Annotated in this window: 14 protein-coding genes; 6 read left to right on the top strand and 8 right to left on the bottom strand. The window is 39.9% G+C overall.

What is annotated here, in order from left to right; translation table 11 throughout:
* Window positions 1-40 precede the first annotated feature (40 nt).
* Genes ACMX3D_RS02390 through ACMX3D_RS02380 form a run of 3 tightly spaced genes read left to right on the top strand, consistent with a single transcriptional unit; the run spans window position 41 to window position 2666 of the window.
* A complete protein-coding gene (locus ACMX3D_RS02390) occupies window positions 41-928 on the top strand; it encodes a DUF928 domain-containing protein (RefSeq protein ID WP_482749897.1) in 888 nt (295 codons plus the stop codon).
* Between the two features lie 14 nt (window positions 929-942).
* Window positions 943-1878 carry a DUF928 domain-containing protein gene (locus tag ACMX3D_RS02385; RefSeq protein WP_482749896.1) on the top strand — a complete coding sequence of 312 codons (936 nt, stop codon included), beginning with the start codon at window positions 943-945 and terminating at the stop codon, window positions 1876-1878.
* Window positions 1879-1907: 29 nt separating this feature from the next.
* On the top strand, window positions 1908-2666 hold the full coding sequence (locus ACMX3D_RS02380) for a DUF928 domain-containing protein (RefSeq protein ID WP_482749895.1): 759 nt from the start codon (window positions 1908-1910) through the stop codon (window positions 2664-2666).
* 39 nt (window positions 2667-2705) lie between these two features.
* Here ACMX3D_RS02380 and ACMX3D_RS02375 read toward each other — a convergent pair whose 3' ends face one another.
* The 4 genes from ACMX3D_RS02375 to ACMX3D_RS02360 all read right to left on the bottom strand — a co-directional run bounded on the left by ACMX3D_RS02375 (window position 2706) and on the right by ACMX3D_RS02360 (window position 11185).
* Window positions 2706-5378 carry a two-partner secretion domain-containing protein gene (locus ACMX3D_RS02375; protein ID WP_482749894.1) on the bottom strand — a complete coding sequence of 891 codons (2673 nt, stop codon included), beginning with the start codon at window positions 5376-5378 and terminating at the stop codon, window positions 2706-2708.
* A gap of 175 nt (window positions 5379-5553) precedes the next feature.
* Entirely contained in the window at window positions 5554-8235 is a 2682-nt protein-coding gene (locus ACMX3D_RS02370; RefSeq protein ID WP_482749893.1) for a two-partner secretion domain-containing protein, read from the bottom strand.
* Between the two features lie 96 nt (window positions 8236-8331).
* Window positions 8332-9069, bottom strand: coding sequence for a hypothetical protein (locus ACMX3D_RS02365; RefSeq protein WP_482749892.1), 738 nt, complete (start codon window positions 9067-9069; stop codon window positions 8332-8334).
* A gap of 298 nt (window positions 9070-9367) precedes the next feature.
* The gene (locus ACMX3D_RS02360; RefSeq protein ID WP_482749891.1) at window positions 9368-11185 is read right to left on the bottom strand and encodes an ABC transporter ATP-binding protein; all 1818 of its coding nucleotides are present in this window, start codon (window positions 11183-11185) and stop codon (window positions 9368-9370) included.
* A 175-nt stretch (window positions 11186-11360) separates the two neighbouring features.
* Here ACMX3D_RS02360 and ACMX3D_RS02355 point away from each other — a divergent pair, with 175 nt between their 5' ends.
* A complete protein-coding gene (locus tag ACMX3D_RS02355) occupies window positions 11361-13289 on the top strand; it encodes a protein kinase domain-containing protein (protein ID WP_482749890.1) in 1929 nt (642 codons plus the stop codon).
* 150 nt (window positions 13290-13439) lie between these two features.
* Here the strand turns inward: ACMX3D_RS02355 and ACMX3D_RS02350 are convergent, their stop codons facing one another.
* The gene (locus ACMX3D_RS02350; protein ID WP_482749889.1) at window positions 13440-13703 is read right to left on the bottom strand and encodes a hypothetical protein; all 264 of its coding nucleotides are present in this window, start codon (window positions 13701-13703) and stop codon (window positions 13440-13442) included.
* 372 nt (window positions 13704-14075) lie between these two features.
* Here ACMX3D_RS02350 and infC point away from each other — a divergent pair, with 372 nt between their 5' ends.
* The gene (gene infC / locus ACMX3D_RS02345) at window positions 14076-14567 is read left to right on the top strand and encodes a translation initiation factor IF-3 (protein WP_482752265.1); all 492 of its coding nucleotides are present in this window, start codon (window positions 14076-14078) and stop codon (window positions 14565-14567) included.
* 191 nt (window positions 14568-14758) lie between these two features.
* On the opposite strand, the gene ACMX3D_RS02340 is transcribed toward infC, so the two are convergent.
* From ACMX3D_RS02340 to ACMX3D_RS02330, 3 genes are all read right to left on the bottom strand, one after another.
* Complete coding sequence (locus tag ACMX3D_RS02340; RefSeq protein ID WP_482749888.1) at window positions 14759-15049, bottom strand: hypothetical protein; 291 nt, start codon at window positions 15047-15049, stop codon at window positions 14759-14761.
* A gap of 177 nt (window positions 15050-15226) precedes the next feature.
* On the bottom strand, window positions 15227-15532 hold the full coding sequence (locus ACMX3D_RS02335) for a P-II family nitrogen regulator (protein WP_482749887.1): 306 nt from the start codon (window positions 15530-15532) through the stop codon (window positions 15227-15229).
* A gap of 145 nt (window positions 15533-15677) precedes the next feature.
* Window positions 15678-15977, bottom strand: coding sequence for an RNA recognition motif domain-containing protein (locus tag ACMX3D_RS02330; protein WP_482749886.1), 300 nt, complete (start codon window positions 15975-15977; stop codon window positions 15678-15680).
* Between the two features lie 339 nt (window positions 15978-16316).
* On the opposite strand from ACMX3D_RS02330, the gene ACMX3D_RS02325 reads away from it, so the two are divergent.
* The gene (locus tag ACMX3D_RS02325; protein WP_482749885.1) at window positions 16317-17156 is read left to right on the top strand and encodes an alpha/beta fold hydrolase; all 840 of its coding nucleotides are present in this window, start codon (window positions 16317-16319) and stop codon (window positions 17154-17156) included.
* Window positions 17157-17224: the final 68 nt, after the last annotated feature.

Below are 17224 nucleotides of genomic sequence, written 5' to 3'. Positions count from 1 at the left end.
AAAATTCCTGAATAGTAGGAGTAACCGGATGCTCGCCACGATGCCAAAAAAAATTTGGCTGATATTTCTCACAGCAATTTTTGGGTTTACTGTTCTCTCTCCTACTAAGATTGCGATCGCTCAGGCAGAAAAACCAACTGTGCCAAATAGTTTAGGGCGGCCTATTAGAACAATCCAATCTGGAACTCGCATTAGATTAAATCTGCCACCTTTAGGCGCACCTGGTAGAATCATCCCAGGCGCTACACGCGGAGTCAGTTGTGTAGCCAAAAATCAACGCCTAACAGCCTTAATTCCTAAATCCAACCTGGGATTAACGACATTAGGAAACCCGACTTTGTATTTCTTTATTCCCCAAACTTCTGCTTCTTTTATGGAACTAGTTGTTCTAGATGAAAATGAGCAAATCATTTACCAGCAGAAGTACAAACCAAATACCAAAGCCGGAATAGTAGGCATACATCTGCCACCAAATTCTTTAGCTGTAAGTAAAAGGTACACATGGAATTTTTCAATAGTTTGCAATCCCCAAGACCGTTCTTTAGACAAACTAATTCAAGGTACTATCCAACGTTTTGAAAATCCTTCACTGATGAAAAAACTAGCATCAGCTACTCCTGAAGAGCGTGTACTACTTTACGCAGAAGCAGGTATTTGGCATGATGCACTTGATACCGTAGCAAGGCTAAGGTACTCTCGTCCTAATGATCCAAAACTCAAAGCTGATTGGGAAGCTTTGTTAACAGCACCAGGAGTAGAATTGGATCAACAATTGACACAAAAACCGTTAATTCCAGAACAACAAGCTCCTCAACCACTGACACAAAAACCGTTAATTCCAGAACAACAAGCTCCTCAACCATTGAAAAATCACAAGCTAGGACTCAAAGATTCTGTTGTTAAACCATCGAGCAAAATTTCCCAATAGCAGGAGTCCAGCAGATGATCTCCCCACAACTACAAAAAATCGGGATAACAGTCTTAGCCACTACTATTGGTGTTACTAGCCTCTTATCAGTAAATACAGCAGTAGCAAGACAAAAAATTATATTTCTACCTCCAGTTGGTAGTCCACAAAGATTGATACCCGCAGGAACACGGGTATATGAACCACCGTCTGGGGGAAATACAGGTAGAAATGCTGAATTAGAACGAGCATCACCAGTACCCCCAGGAAACCCTAAACAAACTTTCCCCGCAGATACCTTAAATGGTATTAGGGGAATTTTAAATCCACGTCCACCAATCACAGCCCCTCGAAATGAAGACAGGAATATACCATCTAGAACAGTTCCTAATCAGTGTTTACAAGGAAAACTGCCTTTAACAGCTTTAATTCCCGAATCTCAATTGGGATTAACAACAGTTTCCAACCCCACTTTGTTTTTCTATGTTCCTCAAACTTCTGCACCAGAATTAGAACTAGTTGTTCAAAATGAAAATGAGCAAGAGATTTACACACAAAAATATAAACCAAGCAACAAAGCTGGCATAATTAGCATACGTCTGCCTGTTAATTCTTTAGCAGTAAATAAACAATATAAATGGAAGTTATCTGTAATATGTAATCCTACAGACAAGTCTCAAAATAAGGTTGTAGCTGGTTTAGTAGAACGTAGGCTACCAGACCCACAACTGGTGAAAAAATTACAACAAGCAACTGGACAAGAGCGTGCAATTTTGTATGCAGCAGCAGGTATTTGGCATGATGCTCTGGCTACGATCGCACAAATGCGCTACTTGCTTCCTAATAACCAAACACTAGCATCTGATTGGCAAGAATTGTTAACAGCAACAGGTGTTCGCTTGAATCGAGAAATCGCACAGCAGCCTTTAATTCCTCCGCCAGAAGCATTACAACCCCAAAATAAGCATTAACTTTAAACTCCAACCTAGGATTACATTATATGAACAACTCATTAGCATCAAAACTTTGTTCCAAAGCCATCTCTGCAATTGTTGGATTGGCAATTTTAGGTTCCTTAGTGCCAGTACAAGCACAAATTAACATCAATTTACCAAAGCTAGGCGTACCTGGTAGAAGAGTTCCTGGTGGTTCACGAGGAATAAATTGTGTAGCCAAGAATCAGTATCTGACTGCGATTGTTCCAATGTCGAATATTGGGTTAACAACTGTAGCCAACCCCACCTTATATTTTTATATTCCTGAAAATAAAGCACCAGAAGTAGAGTTAGTGCTTCAAGATGAAAATGACCAAGAGATTTACAAGCAAAAGTACAAACCTAGTGGGAATGCTGGCGTAGTTGGAGTTAGTCTACCAGCTAATACATTAGCCAAAGGCCAAAAGTATAGATGGAATTTCTCAATCATTTGCAATACTCAAGACCGTTCTTTGGATAAGTTAGTTCAAGGTGCTATCCAACGCATTGACGATCCCCAATTGATGAGTAAGTTAGAAAAGGCATCTCCCCAAGAACGCTTGAAGCTGTATGCAGAAGCTGGCATTTGGCAAGATACTTTATATACCTTGGCACAGTTGCGCTATTCTCGCCCTCTAGATTCAGCTCTCAAAGCTGACTGGGAAGGTTTGTTAACGACAGAAGGCGTAAAATTAGATGCGCAAGTTGCTCAAGCACCATTAGTTAAAGAACAAAATGTGCTGCAACCAATCAATCAGACTTCTGAGGTTAGTACACCTCAGTAAAAAAGAAACAACGACTAGTTCTGCTAGTCGTTTTTCCAATTAGGGTACTTGGCAGGAAGTACCACGATACCCCACGCTAGAGGTAGAAAGATTGGCTGAGTGAGACACGAGAGTAACTTTGCCCAGGCGATCGCGCACCCAACCAGAGGCAGGTACAATTGCCACATGATCAACAGTAGTTGGCTGTTGTTGAGTTACTGGAGTTAGGGAATTAGGTTGGGGTTTGGTAGCTAAAGTTAAGCGAGTATCTGACCAGACTACATCACTACTGAGGGGTTCATTGGGATTAGGAGGTAAACCACCGCGTCCGGTAACAGTAAATTGACTACCTGTTTGATTAGCATAGGTACTACAACTTTGCGCAATTGGTTCTGGAATATCTACAGTTGTAGGTAGAGACGCTAAACCTTGAACTGGGTCAATATTAGGTGTGTTTAAGGTGATAGTTCCCGTTGCTACAATGTCGCTACCCTGGGTGATTTGGGGCTGAAACTGCAAACCAAAAATGTTTTGTGCATTGATGACAATATTTCCGCCGCTACCGTTAAAAGCATTAGTAATAATGTCGCTATTTTCTGAGGGTACAGCGACGATAAAACTAGCATCAGCAAAAAAGTTGCCTCCGGTTCCTCCAGCTTCTGGCGTACCAGAGACATGAGAAATTAAGCTATTGCGGCGTAGTAATAAAATATCACTGACTTGTAAGGAAATATTTCCACCTTGCCCTGATTGTGAAGTTGCAGTGATTTGTCCTTGATTATCTAGCGAGATGATCCGAGCATTAGCCCTAATACTGCCAGCATTACCTATAGCACGATTACTGACAGTCACTTCCGCGCCATCTCTGACTGCTAAATTTGAGGTGGCTATGCTTAAATTACCACCACTACCTACTGCGCCTGCGCCAACAAGGCTTAAAATTCCGCTACGAGTAGCATTGGCGCTTCTACCAGAGACAGTAATTGTATCATGCACATTGATATTAACATTACCAGCATTACCCCGACCGCCTGGAAGATTTTCCTCAGCGGAACGTACACTGGCACTTATTTGTGCGCCATTGGTTAAGGTGAGCGATCGCGCTTTAATATTAACATTACCGCCGTTACCTTCTGCGCCCGCATCAATATAACTAATTGCCGAGCTAATTAAGCCATTATTAGCTACACCATCAAAGGCGACAGCGTCACTGGCTTTAATTGTGATGATACCTGCATCACCTCGCCCAAAAGAACTAGTGTTTACTTGTCCGCCATTGGTTGCTGTTAATGAGGCTGCATTGATGGTGATATTGCCACCTCTGCCTTCTGCACCAACACCAATGAGGCTAAGTACACTACTATTAGCATTTTTGATATTGACGGCATCACGCACATTAACATTGACATTACCAGCATTACCCCGACCGCCTGGAAGATTTTCCTCAGCGGAACGTACACTGGCACTGACTTGTGCGCCATTGGTTAAACTGAGCGATCGCGCGTTAATATTAACTTGACCACCATTACCCACTGCACCCGCATCAATATAACTAATTACCGAACTAATTGAGCCATTATTAGCTACACCATCCAAGGCGACAGCTTCATTTGCTGTAATTGTGATATTTCCGCCATTGCCTTGTCCAAAGGAACTAGCATTCACTTGTGAACCATCAGTTGCTAGTAGAGATTTAGTAACGATATTAATATTGCCAGCAGTGCCAGTAGCATTCCTTTCTACGGCCGTTGAAATATTGCTTTCCTGTTGCAGTTGGATATTACCTGTTGTGTTGACTTTAATATCTCCGGCACGGGTATTTATATCTCCGGTTCCTTGAGGTATTGCAGCTTGTATCTGACTGCCATTTTGTAGATTTAAGTTTTGGGCATAAACGTTAATACTACCGCCAACTTCTGCGAAAACATTTACCTGAGCGTTATTCCAGAGAGATATATCTGCCCGTGCCAAATTTTGCGGAAAATTTAGACTGAGAGTATTGCCATTCGTAGTGAGTCCTACCGTTCCTAGTGCGCCAACTGCTCCAAGTTCAATTCTGCCACCAATTGGTGAATCAACCACCAATAAGCTGTTATTTAAGTTAATATTACCGCCCACTAACAACAAGCTTTGACCTTGAGCAACCCGCAGTTCACTACTATTTACCTCTATTGCTTGTGGTGGTCTAAGGTTGAATAAAAACCCACTCGGATCGCCGACAATGGTAAGTAAGCTATCAACTCCATTAGGATTAGTAGCACTGAATCGGCTACCATTAGACCACACTATGGCATCTGCTGTAGTGGCAATAAAAGAGCCTCTGGTACTTCCGCCTACATTCAGTCGGGCATTCGGGCCAAACACAATGCCGCTGGGGTTGATGAAGAAAAAAGTGACATTATTACTTTGTGTGCTGATTAGACCATCAATTCTAGATGGCAAGCCTCCGGTAACACGCGAGAGAATATTTCTGATTGCTGCGCCACTTTGAAAAACCGCACTTTCACCTGTATTTAAACTAAAACGACCAAAACTGTGAAACAAGTTATTACCAACTGTTTGTCCGACTGACTCAGGAATTGTGTAGTTGGGGCCATTGATAGTCTGTGTAGTGCCTAAAGTGCCATCCAAGGTGATACTCTGGGCTATGCAACTCTGTATTGAGGTGGTAGCTAAAGCTCCACTCATCGCTAAAACTATTCCCAGATGTAACTGCCAACGGATGAGAGTCATCAGTAAGCACCTCTTATACACATCTCAGTCGTATGACTTGTGAAAACATTACCACTGTTGGGTAGTTGGCAAAAATATCTCGTGGGGATTATTTACAACAGTTTTTAAACGCAGAGACTCACTGAGGTAAACGCAGAGTTACGCAAAGTTTTTGGGGGAGAAGCTGTCACAATATTTAGTGGCTACGGCAAGCAGTGGAGGTAAATCCGACATTCCAGGAAGTAGTATTAGATACATGAGAAAGCAAGGTAACTTCGCCTTTGTTGTTAAATACCCAACCAGATGCCGGGGTTATAGATATACTATTTGGTTTCTGAGATGGTTGAACGGTAGTAGTTGCTGAGAAATTCTTTGCCTCTGAAACTACTGTGGGGCGCGTATCTGACCATACTGCATCAATACTGAGTTGGTCATTGGGAGTAGGAGGCATTCCGCCGCGGCCAGCTACGGTGAATTGGCTTGTTACTTGTCCTGGTTTTGTGTCACAACCTTGGGCTATTAGTCGGGAAACATCCACTACACTTTGAGGTAAAGTCGTTAAACCTTGAGTAGGGTCAACATCTGGGTTATTGATGTTGACAACGCCATTCACACCAAAACGCGAACTAGCAGTAATATCACTTTGGGATGTTTCCAATAGTTGGGGTTGAATGCCAAAGAGGCCTCGTGTGGTGATATTAACTTGACCGCCATTACCTGTAAAAGCATTGGCTTTGATATCACTATTTTCGGAGGGGATAGCCACAATCAATGGAGCTTTGATATTGATAATGCCACCATTACCACCCGCAGAGTTGTTACCTGCTGTAGTGGAGATTAAACTGTTGCGGCGCAGTAGTAGTACCTCATTTAAAGTAAGTGTGATATTTCCACCATCACCAGAGGCAGTTTCAGCGATGAGTTTGCCTTGGTTATCTAATGTGACAATACGCGCTGTGATATCTAAATTGCCAGCTTGTCCAGAGCCATCACTACTTACTGTTAATTCTGCTCTATCTCGTACCGACAAGCGATCGCTCTGAATAATCAAGTTACCAGCGTTTCCAGCAGCTTGAGCTTCAGTAAACAGTGTACTGATAACACTTTCACCACCAATATTCCCAACACCGACAACCTCTATCGAATCTGTAGCTTTGATATTTAAAGTTCCACCAGCACCTTCTGCAAAAGAAGCCGCACGAATCTCTCCACCATTCTGCACTACCAGCTGTCTGAGATGGAAAGTTGCGTTACCACCTGTTTGACTTGAACCAAAGTTAGCAGCAGAGATTCTGGCTCCATTTTCTACTGTGAGTAGTCCTGTTGTAATATTTAAGTTGCCGAGATTACCTGTAGCACCTGGGTCAGCACCAACAAAAATTCCACTACGATAAATATCGAAGGGTGAAGCAGTAGCTTGGGAAGACGCACCACTAACAAGAATTGCCTCTGAAGCTGTAATCTTAATGTTGCCGCCGTTTCCCCTATTGCGAACAGTTGTAGCTATTTGTGCGCCATCTGTAACAATTAACTTTTGTGTTTCAATATCTAAGGTTCCGGCATTAGTTGGTTGTTGTGTAGATTCTTGAGCAATTTGAGCAAAAATCCCACTAGGCTGCTGACTATCGATGAGATTTCTACCACGCAGTTCTACAGAGTTTGAAACTTTAATACTAATATTTCCTGCTTGACCAGACCCAAAAGTGGAAGAATCTATAGTTGCACCATCTCTTACCAGTAGTTTTTTAGCTTCAATTGAGATATTACCAGCGTTACCTGTAGCTGACTCTATAACTTGAGACACTATACTGCTAGGAAAAAAACCATCTGAAGTTGTACCTGCCAATTCCACAATATCTGAAGCTTTAACTTGTATATTGCCAGCGTCACCTTCACCCAAAGCAAAAGTTCCTAGAAACGCACCTTCATCAATAGTCAAATTTCTAGCATTAACTGACAAATTATCTTGTCTACCTTTCTCAAAGCTATTAATAAATACTAAAGAACTGTCCGTAAGGTTGACATTTTTACCTTGAAAGTGGATGTTGCTACCATCATTACCACTACCATAAATAATCGAAAATTGGGAAACTTGGATATCCCGAAAGTCTTGTACACCTGAATAGTCAAAGGCGTAACCTTTCTCAACTTCTGTTAATTTGACTAAACCTGTACCAACGCTACCCAGTTCAATTCTGCCTGCGGTTGTGGTTAGGTTTCCCCCTTCTATAGCAACATCACCTCCTATCAATGCCAAGGTTTTACCAATAGGAGCTTTTAAACCGATGGGGTTAGGAGGATCAGCATCCGTAAGTTCTCCATTCGGGCTGGCTTGGGACTGATTAACAATCCTACCCATATTAGAGCCAAAGTATAAACCTATAGGAGTGCTGACTGTTAACAACGGGTCAGGAGTATGATTTGTCGCGCTAAATTCTCTACCATCCGCAAACTTAATACTATTGGCTGTACTAGCTACAAAGGAACCGCCAACATCCAAGCTGGCATTAGGGCCAAAAATTATGCCACTAGGATTAATTAAAAATAAATTAGCTGTGCCGTTGGTTCTGATAATACCATCGATGTTAGAAATGGAGCCGCCTGTTATCCGTGCAAAGATGTTTCTGACTGCCGAATTATTGTTGAAAAAGGCAGTATCTCCTGTAGTAGCAGCTGTATTGACAGAAAAGGAAAATTCTTGAAAGCTGTGGAATAGGTTTGTACCTCTCAACGTACCGCCCTCAATGACTCTGAGGTTAGCAGAGTTGGTGACAGTCGTATTTGTCGGGAGGGTGGTATCTGCAACGATGTCTGCAACAGCGGGGTTACAAGCTAACAACCACAATATCGCACTGCAATACCAGTTTACCTTTACCACGGCGATCGCACCTTTTAATTACATAAAAATCGAGAGCCTCATATCCCCGATTTTTTCAAACAGTCGGGAATCTGGTTGTTCATGAATAGTTAAAAGTTAGGACTGTTGTTTCTGGCGCTTGCGGTATTGCAGTAGCGATCGCATACCCAAACCGCCTATAGTCAGTAAACTAGCGGCAACAGTAGATGGTTCGGGTACTGGTTGACTACTTTGCAGGTCAATAGCAAATGTTCCGCCGCTACTAGCTTGACGAGGAAAGAATCCGGCAATTCTATTAACTTCTTCTAACCCTGTTAAATTATTAATCAGATTAGAGTTATCAGACTGAACCAACCAAACTACATCAGGTCTATCTCTATCTTCTCCTCCCGAAAAGCTAACATCATACCTCAATATATTACTTATATTTGAAAAATTAATTCCATTATTAGCAGGTAACAAAAACCCTAAACTCTCTACTGTAATCGTAGATCCACCATCAACAAAGAGATCGCTGATAGTCATACCATCAGCTTCAGTTGTTAATCTTCTAACAGTTAAATCTCCTAATGGACAAGGGTCTTGACCACAAATAGAGAAATTATTTAAAGAAAAATTAGGCTGTGTAATATTAAAATTTTGAATTGCTCCTAGAAAATATCCTAAATTCTCATCGCCTACACTAGAGGAGTCTTCAGTAACAGTAGTGTTTATATCAAAATCAATAATTGGGCCGTTAATGGAAGCACCAGAATAACGCGCCCTTTGTGCTTGAGCAACATCTGGCATAATAGTAGCCGTAAGAGTAATTAATGTGGCTGCTCCTACAACTTTCTTAAAAACATTGTTAATCATAGAATAACTCATTTCATTACTGAACTAATATCTGCAATCAATTGCTAAGATAAAACTTTGGAAAAACCCTAATTAAAGACGCATACCAAACTTTATTTAAGTCAGTATTAACTCTATTATTGCTGTATGGAAAACAGTATTTAATTATTGTGATTTAAGCATAAATCAGCAAATCTACGATATATATTTTAGTATTTCTTTGTATTTGCTTTATGAAATCTACACATTTAATCTCAGTAGATAGACGTAAATATTTGTCTTTATAACTAAATTAGTATTTACCTAAACTGTTATTACTCTACTGATAACCTGCTGCTTGCAACAAAAATAATTTGGCGTAAATTCCCCCAGCTGCGAGTAACTCTTCATGAGTTCCTTGTTCCTTAACTTCGCCATGTTCAATTACAACAATGTTGTCCGCCATTCTGACAGTAGAAAAACGGTGAGAAATCAAGAACACCATTTGATTTTGAGTCAAGATACGAAAATGATTAAAAATTTCAAACTCAGCTTGCGCATCAATCGCAGATGTTGGCTCATCTAGAACTAAAATATCTGCCTGAGTACGCATAAAAGCACGGGCGAGGGCAATTTTTTGCCACTGTCCACCAGATAGTTCCTGTCCACCTTTAAACCACCGACCAAGTTGTGTTTGAAAGCTTTGGGGTAATTTTTCAATAAAAGATTGCGCTAAACCTTTTTGGGCTGCAATTTGCCAACGATGTTTATCTTCAAGATTTTTAACATCGCCAACGCCAATATTCTCGCCTACAGTGAATTGGTAACGCACAAAGTTTTGAAAAATTACGCCAATGCGTCGCCGCAATACTTCAATATCCCATTCTTGTAAGTCCAAACCATCTAATAAAATTCTCCCGGAGTCGGGAGTATAAAGTCTGGTCAGAAGTTTAATTAACGTAGTTTTACCAGAACCATTTTCCCCAACAATTGCTAGTTTTTCCCCAGGTTTTAAATGTAGGGAGATATTTTTTAAAGCTGGTTTATTACTACCTGGATAAGTAAACGACACATTCTCAAAGCGAATACCATCTTCGGGAGATAAACCTTTGGTAGCGTAACCCCAAGGCTTGATAACTTTCTCTTCGAGGAAGTCGTAGAGGTTGGATAAGTATAAGTTGTCCTCGTACATCCCACCAATGGAAGTCAAGGCGTTAGAGAACGTAGACTGTCCTTGACGAAACACGGTGAGATACATGGTCATATCTCCTAAAGAAATCTTACCCGCCACTGCTTCTAGGACTATCCAAGCGTAGGCGATGTAAAAAGCACCTGTACTGACTAAACTCAAAAAATATCCCCACAGCCCTCGCCGCAGTGTTAAGTTTCGGTCTTCGTCGTAGAGTTGATGAAAAATATCACGGTAACGTCCTAACAGCATATCTCCTAGCTGGTAGAGTTTGACTTCTGTGGCAAAGTCTTCTCGTGCTAAGAGATTTTCGATGTAGTGTTGTTGACGAGTTTCCGGCGCACGCCAGCTAAACAAGCGAAAGGCTTCACCAGCAAATTTAGTTTCGGCAATGAACGCAGGCATAGCTGCTACGATTAAAACTATGACTGCCCAAACTGAAAATTTCACTAACAAAACGCCGTAAGTAACAAGAGAAAGGGCGTTCTGCACTAACCCAAATGTGCGGTTAACAAGAGAAAGGGGACGTACTGAGGCTTCGCGCCTAGCATTTGTGAGTTTGTCATAAAATTCTGAGTCTTCAAACTGGCGCAGTTCCAAGGTGAGGGCTTTTTCTAAGATGAGAACATTCACCCGTTGACCAAGTAGAACTCGCAGTAAAGATTGACAAACAATTAAACCGCGCTGACTCCCGGCTAATAAAGCAACTGCGATCGCTTCTAAGCCAACATACAATAAAGGGTGATAACCAGTAACTACATTACTTTGAGAAGCCGATAACACAGCATCCACAATCAGTTTACCAATGTAGGCGATCGCAGCTGGTAAAAGTCCTGCTACTAAAGTTAACGTCGCCAAACTAATCGTTAAACTACGGCTGGTAGTCCATACTAAATTTATCGCCCGTCCACTGTAGCGGAATACGGACAGTGATTGTCGCAGAGTGTTCCGTGTTTTTTTTATCCCCATTATTTTTATTTATAGCGTAAAAACACTAATGAAGTGTGAAGTATGAAGTATGAAGTGTGAAATAAGATTGAAATTTAGGACTTTTGAAAAAGGACAAATGACTATTGACCATTGATCAAGGACAAATGACCAAAGACAAACGTATACTACTGATACATTCTGCCTGTAGCTTGATATGAGCCTGTGCATCAACCCCTTCTGCCCTAGTCCAGAAAACCCGGAGAATGATAATTACCGCTTTTGTCAAAGTTGTGGTTCCCAACTACTTCTAGAAGACCGCTATCGGGTAATGCGCCTATTAAGTGACAAAACCAGCTTTGGCAAAATCTATGAAGTTTACACAAGAAGTACGCCAAAAATTCTCAAAGTGCTGAAAGAACACCTCAACAACCACTCTAAAGCGGTGGAACTCTTTCAGAAAGAAGCAAATGTTTTAAGCCAATTAAATCATCCCGGAATTCCGCAAGTTGATTGCTATTTTCAATATCAAACTAGCAATCAAGTCAAACTACATTGTTTAGTAATGGAAAAAATTGATGGGGTCAATTTAGAGCAGTGGTTACAACAACAAAGTTATCAACCTATTTCAGAACAACAAGCGATCGCCTGGTTAAAACAATTAGCAGAAATCTTGAACATAGTCCATAGTCAAGGCTGGTTTCATCGAGATATTAAACCAGCAAACATTATGCTACGAAATAATGGACAATTAGTTTTAATTGATTTTGGCACTGCTAGAGATGCAACCCACACCTATCTAGCCAAGTTAGGTGAAGGAAACCAAATTACAGCCGTATTTTCAGCCGGGTATACTGCACCAGAACAAGCAAGTGGTCAAGCAGTACCACAATCAGATTTTTTCTCAATAGGGAGAACTTTTGTTTATCTACTAACTGCACAGTATCCTCTACGATTTTACAATGCGCGTGATGATGTTTTAAACTGGCGAGAAGCCGCAAATGTCTCGCCAAAATTTGCCGATTTTTTAGATAATTTGATGGCAAGAACAGCCTCAAATAGACCACAAAATTCTGAAATGTTTTTACAAAAACTTCTACAAGTCGAACAGACCATAGCAGCACCTCCAACTACCTTAATTTCTCATAAATTTCCTAAAGGCGTAGCTGTCGGAATAATGCTATTTATCGTTGGAGTGTTAAGTTATGGCTTATTTCAATTACCTAAATCGCCAATTATATCTCACAATCAATTAGAACATCTCCAACTAGCTAAAACCATATTAGGTCATTTAAACTATGTGAAAACTCTGGCTATTACTAAGGATGGCAAAACTTTAGCTAGTGGTAGTAGTGACAAAACCATCAAAATTTGGAACTTAGCAGATGGTAGTTTAATTCGGACATTATCTGGTCATAAAAGTGGAGTTATTGCTGTAGCGATTAGCCCAGACGATCAGAAATTAGTTAGTAGTAGTAATGACCAAACTATCAAAATTTGGAATTTAGCAACTGGTGAGTTAATTCGTACTCTTACTGGACATGAAGGTGCAGTTTGGTCAATTGCTATTACACCTGATGGACAAACTTTAGTTAGTGCTAGTGGAGATAAAACTATCAAAATTTGGAATTTGCAAACTGGTCAGTTAGTTAATACTCTCACGGAGCATTTAAGTTCTGTGATGTCATTAGCAATTAGTCCAGATGGCAAAACTTTAGTCAGTGGTAGTAATGATAAAACAATTAAAATTTGGAATTTAGCAACAGGTGAATTAATTCGGACACTTACAGGTCATGATGATGCAGTGATTTCTCTGGCTATTAGTTTAGATGGTAAGACATTAGCTAGTAGTAGCAATGATAAAACGATTAAAATTTGGAATTTAGCAACAGGTGAATTAATTCGGACACTTACAAGTCACAATGCAGAGGTATTTTCTGTAGCTATTAGTCCAGATGGTAGAACTTTAGCTAGTGGTAGCGGCGATACAACAATTAAACTATGGAGTTTGAATAATGGTCAATTAATTCGGACACTCACAGGTCATACGACCACTGTTTATTCTGTAGTTTTTAGTCCTAACTCGCAAAGTTTAGTAAGTGGTAGTAGTGACAAAAGTATCAAAATCTGGCGAATGAAGCGGTGAGCTAGTTGTTACAAAAAATCAAACATCAACAATTAGATCAAGTTGTAGATAATTTACAGCAATAAGGTACTATTTTGGCAAAGCATTCTAGAGCTTGTTACGGTTATGCACCAGAGACTATGCTAAAAATATTGCTATCTTGATTTTTCTCTATCTTAATTCAACATCTTGTTCAAAAACTAATGTAAGCTCATTGACAGTTTTTTTATACTGAAAACCATAATCTAAGAGAGCTTGCTTTAAAGCTTGTGACTCCGATTCTTTGAGTGTCCTATTGTTGCATTCTATTTCAATAGCTTCCTTGTTTACTTTAAACTTGAAACAGTCTTTGAATTGCTGATAATCCCAGTTTAATTGTCTAGCTGCATTTAACTCGATGGCAGCTAATGTATTCTCAAATTTATTTGTCATCATAATTTTACTCGGTGCATTGTCTTAACCTATATTTTAACAATCACAAGAGAGAAACAATAATTGTAAATATTAATCAAGACTCAATTTGAAGATAAATATTAAAAAAGATCCACCTTTTGATAAAGGTTGCAAAGGCAGTAATAAAGTAGTAATTGATAGTTAATAAATAGCTGCCGAACCGATGCACAAGATTTTTCAGAAAAAATTAGACTTATATTAGGCAATACTTAAAATATTTAAGTTAATTTTAGCCTTTTAGGTCAAGTAACGAAAAATCAGCATTTTATGCCAGATGGCTGAAGAAGAATAGATTGTACTGTGTTACCTTAGTAATACTCGCAAGGCAAAGTGTTGAATAATTGAGAGGAAAAAATTATCGTAGCCCAAAAGCAACTAATTAACTCACAAATTAAGTCTCCTCAGGTTTTCTTGATTGACCATGAGAATAATAATCGTGGTTTGATAGACACCTATGAAGCTCTACAGTTAGCGGAGAGTTTAGAGCTTGACCTAGTTATAGTATCCCAAAGCGAAGATATTCCAGTAGCGAAGATTCTTAACTATGGCAAGCTTCAGTATCAAAAGAAAAAACGTCAGGGTACAAGTGCTAGACCTACTGTAAAAGAAGTTAGGTTCCGTCCCAATGTGGGTGCTAGTGATTATAATTTACGCATTAATCAAGCGCTTCAGTGGTTGAGTAAAGGCGATTCAGTGAAATTTGCTATTCGTTTACGAGGGCGAGAAAATCAATATCGCCAGCAAGCTGGAGAAATGCTAGACCGTATTGTGAATGATCTGGGTCAGGTAGGTAAAGTCCAGTCGCTTGATAAAAGATCGCTGATTGTTCAAATTATGCCTGCATAAAATATTTTTAGCGCTCTATACTTTGCATAGAGCGCTAACTACTCACATAAAGTGAGTATCTTTACTCTAGGAAAGAGAAAAATCCTGAAGTTGTTTTATGTAGCATAGCTGTGCCGAATAGATAACTATTTCAGATTTAGCAAGAAAAACTGATAAAAAAGTGGGAAAATCTGAAGTCGCTAATTTTTAGCTCATTGGGCAGTAATCATGATACTTTCTTGGATACTAGTCACACAAAAATTAATATGAGCGCGGATAGCTCGTTCGTAAACTACAGTTTGTTGCGTGCGTATTCCTACAGGCTGATATATTAACTTAATTTCTGGAAATTCGCACCAATACATCAAAAAAATGTCTTTAGCAGGAGTAGTAATTTCATAATTGTTCTCTTGCCTTTTCCTTCTAAACTTACAATTATTTAGTTGTAATTTTTGTCTCAATAATTTTTCAAATTCTGGAATTATATTTGAAGCAGTTTCCATACTTGATACACCTGGCAATGTGTTATTAGAACAAACATGATTGTGCGATGTCATTTAGTATGACATTTCAGCTATATGATATTACAGCTAGAGTCATATCAAACTTTTCAATTACGTGACACCTTATGAGATTTGCGAAGACAACTTATCTATAAAATCTTACTTATAAAAAGTTAATTAATAGAAAGCTTCTATATTGTGTCGAAAAGCAATCAAAGCATGCTTACCCTGCTCTTCTTTTAGCGCATAAAGGATCGCATCAGATACTTCTAATGAAACTATTGTCTTGATTTCAATATTAGTGTTGTAGCCTGCTATGTCTGCCAAACGTCTTCCGTGGCCGCCTTCTCCTTGCACTTGACTAATAGTGTAACCGCTAACATTATGGCTTTTTAACAGCTTAACAATACGGTCTTTCAAAACCGTTTCACCAATGATGGTAATTAAAACAGCAGGTTCGACGGGAGTGGTTGAGTTGGACATGAAGAACTCCAGAGATGAGATTTTAGCTTATTGTCCAGTCCAGATTTTTTATTAAAAAGGCTCAAGCATTTCTGTCTGAGCCGATAATAAATGCAATTAATGTGCTGGATTAATGAATTAGCTTAAAGAGCTAATTACATCAAGCTTAGTAGCGGTTCCGTCCGCCGTAGCCTCCCCGGTTACCACCAAATGAACCTCTGTCTTCTTTTGGTTTAGCCTTATTCACTTTGAGGTCACGTCCCATCCATTCAGCACCATCAAGAGCTTCAATGGCAGCTGTTTCTTCAGCATCTGTACCCATTTCCACAAAACCAAAGCCCCGTAAACGACCTGTTTCACGGTCAGTAGGTAGCTGAATCCGTTTTACAGAACCATATTCTGCAAAAACTGCATTCAGACTATCTTCTGTAACTTCGTAAGAAAGATTGCCTACATAAACTGACATAGATTGTCTCCGAAATCATAGGTGTGTAGAGATTTAGGTTTCGGAGAAAAGTCTGTAAATACCAAAAGGAAAAGGCCTGTCAATAATAAAAACAAACGCTGTCGCCGAATTAACTCTCACTTCCTAGTATGACATAGCAAGCAATTATCAGGAGGTAGTTGCCAAAAGCGTTATATAAAGTCATGTAAGCAATTCATAGCTAAGTATAGGTGATCAGGTACGATCGCATTCAACTATTAATTATTGTAACTATCAAAAGTTTAATACTTACCTTTAGTAGGTCTAGCCTTTCGCAGTACTATATAAGCGCAAAGCTATATCTCCAAAGGTAGATATACAATGATCCCTGTACGGCAAACCTTAGTTAAATCTGATATTCAACTGTCTTATTTAGAGTGGAATCAAGGTCAAGAACCTTTGCTGTTATTACATGGTTTAGGCGACCATGCCCTTGTGTGGTCTAGCTTGGGAGACCATTTAGCAGCAGATTACCATATAGTTGCACCAGATATGCGGGGTCACGGTGAAAGCAGTAAGCCAGAGAAAGATTATAGCTTTGAAAGTGCGATCGCAGACCTCGAAGCCCTGATGGATAAATTAGGATGGGCTTCTGCCCATGTTGTTAGTCATTCTTGGACAGGTAAATTAGCTGTTATCTGGGCTAGACAAAACCCCAAACGGGTGCGAAGTATGGTGTTGGTTGACCCCATTTTTATTTGGAAAATGCCAGAATTCTTCAAAGCGACGTTTCCCTTTTTGTACCGCTTTTTATCTTTTCTTAAAGGTATGGGGCCATTTGCTAGTTATGAAGAAGCACAACAAATAGCCAAACAATTAAACCAATATCAAGGCTGGAACGAACTACAACAGCAAGTTTTTCAAGCGGGAATTGAACAAAAACCTGATAGTAGCTGGGGTAGCAAGTTCACTATAGCCGCCCGTGATGGCATTTTTGAAGATGTAATGCGTGTCCCTGGTTTTATCAGCCCCATCGATACTCCCGCCTTGTTTGTCAAGTCAGATAAAGGCCTAAACCGCCAAGAATGGCAACTCAAACCCTACAAAACTAACCTGAAAAACTTAAGCCTGTGTCAAGTTCCTGGAAACCATTGGCCTTTCCTGACCGAACCTGAGACATTTAACCGGACTGTGGCTACTTTTTTAGCAGAGTGTAAATGAGTCAGTAGTCAATGGTCAATTGTCATTAGTCATTTGTCAAAAACCTTTTGACTTCTGACTTCTGCCTT

This window comes from Anabaena sp. TISTR 8404, from assembly GCF_056847745.1.
This window is presented reverse-complemented; position numbering and strand designations above follow the sequence as displayed.

Excerpts from the sequence above, each read along its gene's own strand:
- ACMX3D_RS02360 (WP_482749891.1), bottom strand. The coding sequence starts at position 11,185 with ATGGGGATAAAAAAAACACGGAACACTCTGCGACAATCACTGTCCGTA.
- ACMX3D_RS02365 (WP_482749892.1), bottom strand. The coding sequence starts at position 9,069 with ATGATTAACAATGTTTTTAAGAAAGTTGTAGGAGCAGCCACATTAATT.
- ACMX3D_RS02340 (WP_482749888.1), bottom strand. The coding sequence starts at position 15,049 with ATGGAAACTGCTTCAAATATAATTCCAGAATTTGAAAAATTATTGAGA.
- ACMX3D_RS02325 (WP_482749885.1), top strand. The coding sequence starts at position 16,317 with ATGATCCCTGTACGGCAAACCTTAGTTAAATCTGATATTCAACTGTCT.
- ACMX3D_RS02380 (WP_482749895.1), top strand. The coding sequence starts at position 1,908 with ATGAACAACTCATTAGCATCAAAACTTTGTTCCAAAGCCATCTCTGCA.
- ACMX3D_RS02375 (WP_482749894.1), bottom strand. The coding sequence starts at position 5,378 with ATGACTCTCATCCGTTGGCAGTTACATCTGGGAATAGTTTTAGCGATG.
- ACMX3D_RS02390 (WP_482749897.1), top strand. The coding sequence starts at position 41 with ATGCCAAAAAAAATTTGGCTGATATTTCTCACAGCAATTTTTGGGTTT.
- ACMX3D_RS02335 (WP_482749887.1), bottom strand. The coding sequence starts at position 15,532 with ATGTCCAACTCAACCACTCCCGTCGAACCTGCTGTTTTAATTACCATC.
- ACMX3D_RS02385 (WP_482749896.1), top strand. The coding sequence starts at position 943 with ATGATCTCCCCACAACTACAAAAAATCGGGATAACAGTCTTAGCCACT.
- ACMX3D_RS02330 (WP_482749886.1), bottom strand. The coding sequence starts at position 15,977 with ATGTCAGTTTATGTAGGCAATCTTTCTTACGAAGTTACAGAAGATAGT.
- ACMX3D_RS02355 (WP_482749890.1), top strand. The coding sequence starts at position 11,361 with ATGAGCCTGTGCATCAACCCCTTCTGCCCTAGTCCAGAAAACCCGGAG.
- ACMX3D_RS02350 (WP_482749889.1), bottom strand. The coding sequence starts at position 13,703 with ATGATGACAAATAAATTTGAGAATACATTAGCTGCCATCGAGTTAAAT.